This window comes from Brotocaccenecus cirricatena (assembly GCF_020687045.1).
Taxonomy (GTDB): Bacteria; Bacillota; Clostridia; order Oscillospirales; family Oscillospiraceae; genus Vescimonas; species Vescimonas cirricatena.
On the sequence record NZ_JAJEPW010000016.1, the window covers coordinates 27,776 to 40,281 of the forward strand.

General features: G+C 65.4%; 9 protein-coding genes. 3 read left to right on the plus strand and 6 right to left on the minus strand.

What is annotated here, in order from left to right; translation table 11 throughout:
• Positions 1-10 precede the first annotated feature (10 nt).
• From smpB to LKD37_RS07145, 5 genes are all read right to left on the minus strand, one after another.
• Complete coding sequence (gene smpB / locus LKD37_RS07125) at positions 11-475, minus strand: SsrA-binding protein SmpB (protein WP_022176505.1); 465 nt, start codon at positions 473-475, stop codon at positions 11-13.
• 74 nt (positions 476-549) lie between these two features.
• Positions 550-3,195, minus strand: coding sequence for an ATP-binding cassette domain-containing protein (locus LKD37_RS07130; protein WP_302928564.1), 2,646 nt, complete (start codon positions 3,193-3,195; stop codon positions 550-552).
• The gene (locus LKD37_RS07135; protein ID WP_302928565.1) at positions 3,168-4,058 is read right to left on the minus strand and encodes an energy-coupling factor transporter transmembrane component T; all 891 of its coding nucleotides are present in this window, start codon (positions 4,056-4,058) and stop codon (positions 3,168-3,170) included. Before LKD37_RS07135 ends, LKD37_RS07130 begins: the two co-directional genes overlap by 28 nt.
• Before the next feature lie 86 nt (positions 4,059-4,144).
• Positions 4,145-4,849 carry a DUF4430 domain-containing protein gene (locus LKD37_RS07140; RefSeq protein ID WP_306414423.1) on the minus strand — a complete coding sequence of 235 codons (705 nt, stop codon included), beginning with the start codon at positions 4,847-4,849 and terminating at the stop codon, positions 4,145-4,147.
• Between the two features lie 76 nt (positions 4,850-4,925).
• Positions 4,926-9,101, minus strand: coding sequence for a prenyltransferase/squalene oxidase repeat-containing protein (locus LKD37_RS07145; protein WP_302928566.1), 4,176 nt, complete (start codon positions 9,099-9,101; stop codon positions 4,926-4,928).
• A gap of 683 nt (positions 9,102-9,784) precedes the next feature.
• Between LKD37_RS07145 and LKD37_RS07150 the strand changes: the two genes are divergently transcribed.
• Positions 9,785-10,885: an ArsR/SmtB family transcription factor gene (locus LKD37_RS07150; protein WP_302928567.1), complete on the plus strand. Its 1,101-nt coding sequence runs from the start codon at positions 9,785-9,787 to the stop codon at positions 10,883-10,885.
• A 97-nt stretch (positions 10,886-10,982) separates the two neighbouring features.
• On the opposite strand, the gene LKD37_RS07155 is transcribed toward LKD37_RS07150, so the two are convergent.
• Positions 10,983-11,129 (minus strand): YlmC/YmxH family sporulation protein, encoded by a 147-nt coding sequence (locus LKD37_RS07155; protein WP_302928568.1) that lies wholly within the window; start codon positions 11,127-11,129, stop codon positions 10,983-10,985.
• 10 nt (positions 11,130-11,139) lie between these two features.
• Between LKD37_RS07155 and LKD37_RS07160 the strand changes: the two genes are divergently transcribed.
• A complete protein-coding gene (locus tag LKD37_RS07160; protein WP_302928591.1) occupies positions 11,140-11,355 on the plus strand; it encodes a putative Se/S carrier protein in 216 nt (71 codons plus the stop codon).
• Entirely contained in the window at positions 11,355-12,494 is a 1,140-nt protein-coding gene (locus tag LKD37_RS07165) for an aminotransferase class V-fold PLP-dependent enzyme (protein WP_302928569.1), read from the plus strand. Before LKD37_RS07160 ends, LKD37_RS07165 begins: the two co-directional genes overlap by 1 nt.
• The last annotated feature ends 12 nt before the right edge of the window (positions 12,495-12,506 follow it).

A 12,506-nucleotide genomic window follows, 5' to 3' on the forward strand; every position in this document is an offset into this window, starting at 1 on the left:
CGCTCCTTTTTTACCGGTTTTTCTCGCGGACGGCCCGCTCCATTTCGCGCTTGGCGTCGCGCTTGGCGATGGCGTCCCGCTTGTCATAGGTCTTTTTGCCCTTGCACAGGCCCAGCTCCACCTTTACCCGGCTGTCCTTGAAATACAGGCTCAGGGGGATCAGGGCATAGCCGTCCTGCTTCTGCAGGTCGTGGAGCTTGCGGATCTCCCGCTTGTGCATCAGCAGCCGCTTGGGCCGGTCCGGGTCCTTGTTGAAGATGTTGCCCTGCTCATAGGGAGAGATGTGCATGCTGTGGGCGTAGATCTCGCCGTCCTTGGCCACGCAGTAGGAATCCTTCAGGTTCACCCGGCCCTGCCGGATGGACTTGACCTCCGTTCCGGCCAGCTCGATGCCCGCCTCGTATCGGTCCTCCACGAAATAGTCGTGGTGGGCCTTGCGGTTCTGGGCCGCGATCTTGATACCCCGCTTTTCCATGGCGGACCTCCTCTCTTTTGGTTGGTAGATCAGTATACCACACTTTTCCGGAAATTGCAACCCCCCGGCAGCCCTCACAGCAGCAGGCCGTATTTTTCCTTGATGCGGTCCAGCTTCTCCAGCATAGGCTCCGCGGCGATCCACAGGAAGAACACCGTGGCCGCGGCGTGGACGCAGTCCACCGGGAAGCCGGTGACGTAATAGGTCAGCAGGGTTTTCCAGGTCAGGGTCTCCGCCCCGGCCCACATCAGCACCGACGCCGGGTTCATGATGCCGCCGTAGATCACGATGGCGCAGAACGCGCCGAAGGTGCACAGGCTCCCCCGGGTCCGCCGCAGCAGGCCCTTCCGGAACAGGACACCCGCCAGAAAGCCGATGATCCCCATGGAGAACATCTGCCAGGGGGTCCACACCCCCTGGGAAAACAGCATATTGGACACCAGCATGGACAAGGCCCCCACCAGGAAGCCGCTTTCGCCGCCCAGGGCCACGCCGGAAATGATAGTCATGGCCATAACGGGCTTGAACTGGGGCAGCATGAAAAACGCCGCCCGGCCCGCCACGGAGATGGCGCACAGCACCGCGATGACCACCAGCTCCCGGGCCTGGGGCCGCCGCCCCTCGAACACCAGGAAAAACGGGGCCATGCACTCCAGCAGCACCAGCATCGACACCAGGCCGTATCGCTGGTTATTCAGGTAATACACCCCCACGAACAGGGTCACGGGGATCAGCAGCAGGATGGACGCCGCAGCCGCCGTCGTCCGGCGGGACAGCTTCCGCTTTTCCACCGGAAGCTGCACCTGCGCCGGGGGCCTGGACCGCCGCCCGATGGCCAGGGCCAGGATCAGCAGCAGTCCGCAGAACACCAGATACAGCGCCAGCTGCTTCTGCCCCAGAGCCGTCAGCCCGCCCTTGTCCACCACGGCGGACAGGTCCGTGACATTGGCGGCATACAGGAAGATGGCCATGGCTCCCGCCCCGGACACGGCGGCCAGGGCCTTGCGCCACAGGGGCAGGCGCGGCGGCTTCCAGTCCGGCGTCTCCTCCCGGGCCTCCGGCAGAGGAGGGATATCCTCCGGCAGAGGCGGCTCCGGCGTCACCGTGCCGCCGCAGGCGGCCATCACGTCCTCCGGCGTCACCGCCCGGGGCTCCAGACTGCGGGCCATGCGGTTGGCGGCGGTGGTATAGAAGCTGTTGCCGCTGAAGAAGTCCCGGGGCGCCGCCTCCGTCACCACGCCGCCATCGAAAAACAGGGCGCAGCGGTGGGCGTACCGGGCGCAGAACTCCACGTCGTGGCTGACCATCAGCAGGGACACCCCCTGCCGCAGCAGAGTCCGCAGGATCAGGGCGAAGGTCTGCTTGAACTCCGCGTCCAGGCCCTTGGTGGGCTCGTCCAGCAGCAGGATCTCCGGCTCCAGCAGCAGCACCTTGGCCAGGGCCGCCCGCTGCTGCTCGCCGCCGGACAGGTCGTAGGGGTGCCGGTCCAGCAGGTCCTCCAGGCGGCACAGGGCCGTCATCCGGGCCACCCGCTCCTCCTGCCGGGGGCGGGGTGTTTTCGTGCCGGAGAATATCTCAAACAGGTCCTCCCGGACCGTTTTCTTCACAAACAGGGTCTGGGGATTCTGGGGCAGCATCCCCATGCGTCCCCGAAGGGAAATTTCGCCCCGCTGGGGCTTTTTCATGCCGGACAGCAGCCGCAGGGTGGTGCTTTTTCCCGCGCCGTTGCCGCCCAGCAGGGCCAGGAACTCCCCCCGGCCCAGGGTCAGGTCCAGCCCCTTTACAACGTCCGGGCTGTCCGGCTCATACCGGAACCACACCCCCCTGGCCGTTATCACCGGCTCCCGCCGGGGGTGCGCCTCCTCCCGGGGCAGGGGGCCCAGCGGACGCTCCGCGGCATATCGGCGCAGAAAGTCCCGCCCCTCCCGGACGGTGACGGGGCAGGGGGCCTCCGTGTCCACCGAGGCCCAGATGCGCATGGCGGCGGGCATGGCCAGGAACATCCCGTGACCCAGGGTTTTCAGCAGACGGCCCACCTGCTGGGGGGTGCCGGTGCACAGGAGCCTGCCCCGGTCCATCACCGCCACGGCGGTGGCCAGGGGAAAGGCCTCCTCCAGCCGGTGCTCCGTCAGCACCACGGCGGTGCCCAGCTCCCTGTTGATCTTCCCCAGCACCGCCAGGAAGTCCGAGGCGGCGATGGGGTCCAGCTGGCTGGTGGGCTCGTCCAGAATCAGCACGTCCGGCTGCATGGCCATCACCGAGGCCAGGTTCAGCAGCTGCTTCTGTCCGCCGGACAGCTCCGCCACGTCCCGATAAAACCAGTCCTCGATGCCGAAGAAGGCCGCCATCTCCGCCACCCGGCGGCGGATGGTGGGGGTGTCCGTCCCCAGGCTCTCCAGCCCGAAGGCCAGCTCGTGCCACACCTTGTCGGTGACGATCTGGTTTTCCGGCGACTGCTGGACAAAGCCGATGCGGGCCGCCTGGGTCCGCTGGTCCGCCTGCTCCAGGGGGGCGTCCCGGAATAGGATGCGCCCCTGCCGGACCCCGTGGGGGGCCAGGGTGGGCTTCAGCTGCCGCAGCAGGGTGGACTTGCCGCAGCCTGACGGGCCGCACAGCACCAGAAAGGCCCCCTCCGGCACCGTCAGGGTCAGGCGGTCAATGGCCGGGGCGGTCTGCCCCGGATAGGTAAAGCTCAGGTTTTCGACGGTGAACAGCGCCATGCGCGGGCCTCCCTTCGGTCCAGGATCACCGGCGTCAGGCACAGGGCCAGATACGCCAGATAAAAGCTGATGGAAAACGGCTGGGTCATGACCCCCTGCAGCAGGGGGAAATACCACCACTTTAGCCCTCCGGCCAGGCATCCGCACAGCAGATACAGCCCCCAGAAGCCCAGCCACGCCAGGGCGTACCGGTCCCGGCTCTCCATGCGATAGATGGAGAAGGCCGTCCGGCCCCGCAGGCCGTAGCCCCGGCTTTTCATGCTGTCGGCGGTTTCGATGGCGTTTTCCAGGGCCCAGGTGACCATGATGGAAAAGATGGTCACGGCCCTTCTGGCCCGCTGCCATACGCTGCCGCAGGAGGCGTCCCGGCCGATGCAGAACTGGGCCTGGCGCACCACCTCCAGCTGCCGCCGGAACAGGGGCACGAACCGCAATGTCATGCTCAGCACCAGGGACAGGGCCGGGATGACCCGGCCGAACAGATACACGAACTTGTCCGATGTGATCACGGCGTTGAAGCACACGAACCACAGCACCACGGCGCACAGCATGGCCCCCGCCGCCAGGCCGTAGAGGATGCTCTCCAGGGTCAGGGGATTGCCGGAGGGCAGATACGTCAGGATGGTGATTCCGGCGTGGTTGAAGGCCGGGTTCACGATGGCCGCCAGCAGCAGCACCGGCAGGGCGAATTTCAGGTGCCCCGCCAGGGCCCGGCGGCCTCCCAGCTCACCGGCGTACACCAGCGCCCCCGTCAGGGACACCGCCAGGCACACCGGGTGCATCAGCACCATGGAATAGGCCAGCACCAGGGCGAAAAAAAGGAAATTCACCAGGGGATGATAGCGGGAAAAGGCGTCGCCCACGGCTCCGGCCTCCTTTCGTCATACGGTTCTGCGCAGGGCGAGGCGCACAGGCCCCGCCCTGCGGGATTTTTGCGGTTTTCGGGGCCTTACCCGGCGGCGTAGCCGCCGCCTACGTCATAGCCCAGGTCGCAGGTATAGACCCAGCAGATCACGTCCCCCTGCTGCACCTGATACCGGGAGCAGCCGTAGTTGGGGAACCAGTCGTTGACCTTGTACATCCAGCCGGAGCCGTCGCCTACGTCGAACTCATACAGGTTATAGATCCCCTCGATATAGGCGGAGTTATAGATGGGCGTGAAGCTGAACTCCATGGGGATCTTCCGCTCCCGGCACACCCGCTGCAGCACGTCGAACACGCTCTCCCCCGGGGAGAACGTCACCGTGGAAGCCGCCAGAATGGTGCCGTCGGCTGGGATCAGCGCCCGCTTGGCCTCCTCGCATTTGTCCATATTGTTCAGGATGGTGGCGCAGGAGATGGAGATGGTGCAGGTGGCTTGCTGAGAGGTGTCGGGCTTGGTCTCCTCCGGCTCCACCGGCTGGGGCTTCCCCTGGGGCACCGGGTCCGTGTGGTATTGATCCTGGCCGGACGGCTCTGACGTGTCCGGGGTGTCCGGCTCGTCGGGGGTATCCGGGGTATCCGGCGTCTCGGGCTTGTCCTGGGGATCCGTCTGCTCCGTGCCGGGGTTCACCGGCGTTACCGGCGTGTCCGGGGTCTGGCTGCCGCACCCCGCCATCAGCAATGTCAGGGCCAGCACCAGGGCCAGCAGGAATTTTCCGTATCTTTTCCGCATAGGGGAACACCTCCATTTATAGCACCATGTGCAGGGACGTCCGAAAACGCCCCTGCGCGGGTGTATTTGCGGCGGTTTACGCGCGCTTTTTCTTCTTCTGCATCAGCAGCACGGCCGCACCGGCCAGAGCCGCCATGCCCATCCACACCAGCACCGGGCTTTCATCGCCGGTACGGGGAACATCGGGCTTTGCGGGCTGATCGGGAGTCACAGGCTGATCGGGCATCACGGTGATGGTGACGTCGCTCATGTCATACAGGCTGGTCTTGCCGGCAGTCAGGCGATAGTAGGCCGCCAGGGCATAGTAGCCCTGCTCGGTGGCCATGCCGTCCACGGTCTTGTCGGCCATCAGGTGGCGGAAGCCGCCGCCGGTGACATAGAAGCCGCACAGTGCGTCCACGACGCTGACGCCGCTCTTTACGAACCGGCTGTCGGCGGTGGGATCAATGCCCAGGGCCGTCAGGGCCACGATGACCTGGGCCGTGGACTCGGCGGAGGCATCGGTGCCGGGGATCTCGCTGAAGGTGCCGTCGGCGTTCTGCACACCGGCCAGGAAGGTCAGGGCCGCGTCCACAGCCGCCTTCACCTGGGCGTTTTCATAGTAGGGAGCCAGGGCCTGGATGGCCATGGCGGTCATATCCACATCGGGGACCTGGGAGGAGGCGATGACAGGCCAGCTGCCGTCCTCCCGCTGGGTATCCAGGATGGCCCGGACCAGCTTTTCCCGGGTCACGTCGCCGGAGACGGGATAGTCATGGCTGTCCAGAGCCAGCAGAGCCCACACGGGACCGTTGACGCTCTGCTTGGTGATGAAGCTCATGGAATCCAGGCCGTCCAGCAGGTTCCGCCCGGCCACATGGGTCACGTCCTTACCCATAGCCGTCAGGGCCAGGATCAGACGGGAATTCTCGGTGGAGCGGGAGCGGTTCAGGCGGCCGTCCTCGTCCATGGCCTTGCGCACATACTCCTCCACGGAGGCGTAGTAGTCGTCAGTGCCGGGGATGTCCCGGCCGGAACGGGCCAGGCCCAGAACCGCCCACTCGCCGCCGATGGAGCCGGTGACGGGGGCGCCCTTGGCGGCGATATAGTCGCCGGTGGTCTTATAGATGTTCTCGGCGTTCAGCTCCGCCAGCCGGGCCTCGGCGGCCAGGAGCACGTCATAGTTGCCCACCCGGGCCTGGAGCTTCTGGGCCAGGGCGTCATAAGCGGCCCGGGCGGCCTCCACGGCGGCGCGGGAGGCGGGGGTCACAGGCTGGCCGATGGCGTTGATGAGGGTCTCCACGTTGGCCACGGCCTCGTCCTGAAGCTCCGCCAGCCGGGCCTCGGCGGCCACCAGCACGTCATAATTGCTGACCTGCTCCTTGCGCTCCTGGCGCAGGGCGTCATAGGCGGTCCGGGCGGCCTGGATGGCCTCCTCGGAGTCCAGGGTCACTTCGCCGATGGCGGCGATCTTCTGCTCCACATCGTGGACGTACCAGCCGGTCAGAGGCAGCACCAGCTCAGGCAGACGGGTCAGGACTGCGGCGGTGGTGGTGCCGTACTGGCGGTCCATGCCGGAGCGGTAGGACACGCCGCGGTGGGTGGGAATGCCGCCAAAGCCGCCCACCCGGATGGTGCCGGTCAGGTCATAGCTGTAGCCTTCGGCGGTCTCGGGGATGGTGACGCTCAGCAGCTGACGGGCCGGATTGCTGCTGAAGTCATACTGGCCGAAGGGGGTGCCGGGGTTGGTCTGATACTTGCTGCCCTGGGCATCCAGGTACACCAGGGAGAAATTGAAGTTGTAAACGCCGGAGATCTTCTCCTTGGGGCTTACCAGGTCGTGGAACTGGACCTTTACGGCCTGGCCGGGAACCAGCTCCGCATCCTGGGGCAGGACGTTGCCGTCGGCGTCGATGATGTCATAGCTGACGCCCCGGGCGGTGATGACCTGGTAGGCGGCCATGCCGTCCTTCTCGATGCGGAGAATGTGGCGGCCGGTGGTCAGGCCCGTAACGGTGACCTGGCCGTTTTTATCCACGGAAACGCCCTGGCTGGTGAAGCCGTTGAAGGTCATCTTATCGGTGACGGTGGAGCGGGCCACGGTAACAGTGCAGCCCTCCCAGGGCGTGAAGCTGTAGCTGGCGCCCTGGGTACCCACATAGAACAGGATGTCGTGCTCGGCGTCCAGATACTTCTGCTCGTCCTTGGTGACGTTCACGGTGGGACGGTCGATGAAGGTGTTGGTCTGAATAGAGGAGCCATCAGCGCCCACGGACACCACGAACACGCCGGTGAACTCCGGCCAGATGGCGCTGAAGTCCTTGCCGCCCATACCCTGAGCGAAGGTCATGGCATCATAGGTCACCTGGACGATGGCGGTGCCCGGGCGGTTGGCGGTCATGGTGGCCAGGCAGGAGTTGTTGGCATCGGGGGTGATGGTCACCACGTCGCTGTCGCCGCCGTCCAGGCTCAGCACCCGATAGTGCGCGTCGGGCAGGGCGATCTGGCCGTTCATGAAGCTCTCGATGGCCTGCCAGTTACGCAGCACGTTCAGCTCGTAGGTCTGGCCGGCATCCATGTTCAGGTAGCCCTGGCGGTTGATGTTCAGGTAGATGTTGCCCAGGTCATACACATTCTTGTCGAAGCGGTTGACGGAGGCGGCGGTGACATCGTCATCCAGGTGCAGGTCGTCCCGGGTCACAGCCAGCTCCTGGCCGCCGGTGAATTTGCCGAAGGTCCAGTAGGTGACGCCGTCGGGATTCTGGGCCCGCAGGAACTGCTGACTGCCGGTCTCCGGCAGGCGGAAGGAGGCGGTCATGGTGTCGCCCTTGGTCTCCTGGGAAACGGGCTCCAGGAAGGTATAGCTATAGTAGCTGCCGAAGGTGCCCATCCGCAGGGTAGAGCCGGCGGGGGCGGTGACGGTCAGGTCCAGGGCCTTGGGGATGGACAGGCCGAAGCTCTTGGCGCCGCAGTCCACGGTCTGCTTGCTGGACATGGCGGTGGTGATGGGCAGATAGGTCTCGGCCTTCTCGCCCAGGGGGGTCAGGGTGATGCTGAGACTGCCGCCCTCCAGGAACAGGCAGGAGGTGCGGGTATTGCCATAGGTGGTGGACACGCCGGTCTTGGCCTGCAGGTCCGTACCGTCGGCGGCGGTAACGGTGACGTCGATGGTGTAATCCTTGCCCTCCACCCAGCTGTAGCTGTCGTTGGTGGCATAGATCTCATAGACGCGGTTCAGGGTGAACACGTTGTCCTGATTGGCCTTCACGGTCAGCACCAGGGTGCCGTTGAGCTGACCCTCGGCGTTGTAGCCCTCCACCAGATAGTCGCCGGCCGGCAGCTTGGTGTTCATCATCAGCTTATAGCCGTCGGCCTCGGGGGTCACATTGGCCAACAGGTCGCGGTCTCCCTTGACGCCATCGGCGAAGTCATACAGCTTCAGGGACGCCAGCTGGGCATTGTGCAGGCCCTTGAAGGAGACGTCCATGTCGCCCTGGGGCGCGTCACCCTCCTGGGACACGGTGACGGTGTAGGTGGTGGGGGTGATGGCGGGGGACCACTCGGTGGCCGCCGCCTTGTCGCCGCAGCGGATGGTCAGGACGGTGCCGTTATGGACGGGCACGGTCTCCACCCGGCGATAGTCGGTGCCGTCGGCAGAGAGATAGACCTGATTGTTCTTGTTGGAGGCGGTGGCCGTCATCCGGATGCCGGTGACGCCCTGGGGCAGGGTCAGGGTGTAGGCGGTCTTGTCGGAGGCGAAGTCGGGAGTCAGGACGCCTTCGCTGAAGGACAGGGCCGCCAGGCTGGTGTCGCTCTGGGTGTTCCAGTCGCCGCCGATGTCCGCGCCATAGCCGTTAACGGTGTACATGACCCGGATGACATCCCCGGCGAACAGCTTGTCCCCGGCCTTGATGTCGGCAAAGCCCACATTGGTGAACCAGTCGTTCAGGGTTCCCATCCAGCCGGAGGCTTCGCCGCCGTCACCGGCGGACAGGCCGTTGATCTCGCTGATGTAGCCGGACTCCGCGCCGGTCTGGGAATAGGTACCCAGGGCGCTGACGATGCAGTCCATCATGGAGGACCCGGGGGCCAGGTCCACCCACTTGTCCACCAGCGTGCCATCCCAGGCAGCGCCGTTGGCCTTTGCGTAGGTCGTGTTTTCCACAACGACCCGAACCTGGCCGTCGTGGTTCTCTGCTGCCCAGACAGTGGTGGGTACCAGGCTCAGTACCATCACCAATGCCAGCAGCAGAGAAGCGATGCGTTTCTTCATATGCATTTTCCTCCTGTGAAAAATTTATGCCCAGCCGTTTCCGGCAAGTCAACGAAGTGCGCACCGGGGCATTCCCATAAACGGGCGCACTTCCGCCGCAAAAACCGCCGGTCTCCCCCAAGGGATCACCAGCGGCGCATGCTTTCACCCGCGCACAACGAAGAGAACGCCCGCCGCGCTTTTGTCCTCCGCCGTGCAATTCTCCTGCCTCGCGCCGTGGAGCCGATGGCTCCTCGTTTGCATCCTACCTTCTCAGGGGACTGCCCCCAATGGCGGACTTTCGTCCCGGCGGCCAAGGCCGCTTCGGTGCATTCTTGCGCCCACAGTGCCGTTCGCGTGGGGTTTCCGACCCCGTTTCTTTTAGGCAGGCACCTGACCGTTTTCCGGCCTTTGCGGTACCCGCCGCACAGCATCCTCGGACATGATTCACTTTCCGGCCCCGTGTCCCCACAGAGCCATTCTTATCATACACGATTCCCCCGGAAAAGTCAACGGTCCGCCCCATGCAAAACGGCTCTGTATTGCAGGACTGCAAAAAACCGCCGCAGCGGCGCGGAGTCCCCTTGTTTTGCCGGAAAAAAGGATGTATAATCAAGGCCAGTGGGACAGGGCGAGAAAACCGCGGGATGCTCCCCAGGAAAGCCTGTCCGCATCCGTCAAAGAAGCAAAGGAAGAGCACTGTCATGGAAATTTTGCACGAGATCAACCCGGCGCTGGAGGCTCTGGCGTACTTAGGCTCCCGGGCCAACGGCCATACCCTGGACCGGCTGGAGGAGCGCTTACAGGCCCGGGGCGTCCGGAAGGCGGAGCCCTTCCATCGGGCCAGCGCCGCCCTGCGGGAGCTGCTGCAGGACCTGGACACGGAGGTTTCCGTCCCGGCAGAGACCCTGCAGCGTCTGTTCGGCGACATCAAGGGCTTTTCCTACAGCACCATCGGATCCTATAGTCCGGCTTTTCTGTTCTTCTATCCCATGCTGTCCCGCCGGCAGGACTTTGAGACCCTGATGCAGCAGATGGAGCGCCTGACGCCGGACGAGACGGCGCGAAACATGATGATCTCGCTGAGCCTGGAGGAGCAGTCCGGCCCTGCCGCCGGGGCTGCCGCAAAGCTGGTTTCCCGGGTGCTGGCGCTGACGATCCCCACGGAGAGCCGCCTGGCTCTGCTGGAGATCCACCAGAATTACCGGACTCTGCTGCCGGAGATCGCAGCCTGTCTGCGCCCGGCCATAGCGGCGCTGGAGACGGAGTCCGGCCGCATTCAGGAGATCATAGAGGCCTTCTGCCGGGAGGTGGAGGGCCTGGGGACGGAGAGCTATCTCCGGGAGACCTCCAGCCTGGCCATCACGCCGGAGGTGCATTATCACCTGATTCCCTTTCTGATGGGACCGGATACCAACCTCTCCATGGAGCAGGAGGACGGCAGCGTGCTGATCTGCTGCGGAGTTATGCGGCTGTCGCTGCGGCGCACCCTGGCGGAAAACAGCAGCGCCTCCCAGGTATATGACGCCATCCGGATCATCGGGGACAAGACCCGGTTTGACATTCTCTGTTATCTGAGGGATCATCCGGCGGTCTACGGTCAGCAGCTGTGCAACCATTTCGGCCTGGCCCGCAACACCATTCACCACCATATGAGCAAGCTGGTGAATGCGGGGCTTGTTACCTGCCTGGTGGAGGGAAACCGTATTTATTACACCACGGACCGGGAGCACCTCTCCTATTTGCTGAACCAGCAGCGGCAGCTGCTGATCGGCGGAGAGGATACGGAGCAGCAGGAAAAATAAAATCGGCAGGAATGCCGCCGACGCAGGGTTTGCCGCGCCGGCGGCATTTTTTTTGCAGGGTAAACACATGGCCGCACCTGTAGGCGCGGCCATGTGTTTACCAGCGCCGCTTTTTCTTTTCGCCCTCCCGGCGCTGGAAGGGCTTGTCGATGAGGATGATGTCCTCTCCGAACCGCTGGACGCAGTCCCAGGGAATGTAATAATCCTCGCCCCGGCCGAACAGACCGAAGAACCGGCAGCGCACCCCCGCCTTGGTGATCTCCTTTCAGGAGACGGCCCAGGCCCTGGCGGCGGAGGCTCTGTTCACCCGGCTGTCCCTGCCGGGGCGCATCATTCCCCTGCCCTCCCGGATCTCCGCCGGGTGCGGCCTGGCCTGGAAGGCGGCCCCCGGCGACCAAGCCGTCCTGACGGCGGCTTTAGAGGAAAACGGCATCGGCCACGGCCCCTGCTGCGTATTGGAGATGTTCTGATGACGGAAATTTATCTGGACAGCGCCGCCACCTCCCTGCACAAGCCGCCCCAGGTGGCCCGGGCGGTGGCGGAGGCCATCTGCACGGCGGGCAACGCCGCCCGGGGAGCCCACGGGGCCTCCATGGCCGCCTCCCGAACGGTGTACGATACCCGCTGCCTGGCGGCCCGGCTGCTGGGCTGTCCCCGGCCGGACCATGTGGCCTTCACCGCCAACTCCACCATGGCCCTGAATATGGCCATCTGCGGCCTGCTGTCCCCGGGGGACCACGCCATTTCCACGGACCTGGAGCACAACTCGGTGCTGCGGCCTCTGTATGCCCTGCAGCAGCAGGGCATGGGCCTGAGCTTCCTTCCGGCGGACGGAAACGGCCGCCTGGACTATGACGCCCTGGAGGGGCTGTTCCGGCCCAACACCCGGGCCGTGGTGTGTACCCACGCCTCCAACGTCACCGGCGATATGCCGGATATCCCCCGCATCGCCGCCCTGGCCCATGCCCACGGGGCCCTCCTGATCCTGGACGCCTCCCAGACGGCGGGGGCCGTCCCCCTGGACATGACGGCCCTGGGGGCGGACGTTCTGTGCTTTACCGGCCACAAGAGCCTGCTGGGGCCCCAGGGCACCGGCGGCCTGTGCATCCGCCCGGGGGTGGAACTGCGGCCCCTGCTGCGGGGCGGCAGCGGCGTCCACTCCTTCGACCCGGACCAGCCCGCCGCCTACCCCACCCGGCTGGAGGCCGGGACCCTCAACAGCCACGGGCTGGCGGGGCTTCACGCCGCCCTGGAGTATCTCCTGGCAGAGGGGGTGGAGAATCTGTACGCCCGGGAGCACGCCCTGATGCGGCGGTTTTACCTGGGGGTCCGGGCCATTCCCGGCGTACGGGTATACGGCGATTTTTCCGCCCCTTGCCGGGCGGCCATCGTGTCCCTGAACATCCGGGACCTGGACTCCGGCGAGGTGTCCGACGCCCTCTTACAGGGCTGGGGCATCGCCACCCGCCCCGGGGCCCACTGCGCTCCCCGGCTCCACCGTGCCCTGGGCACAGAGCGCCAGGGCATCGTGCGCTTCAGCTTCTCCCCCTTCAACACCCCTCAGGAGATCGACACCGCCGTCCGGGCGGTGGCCGACCTGGCCCGATAAAATTTCAGCACC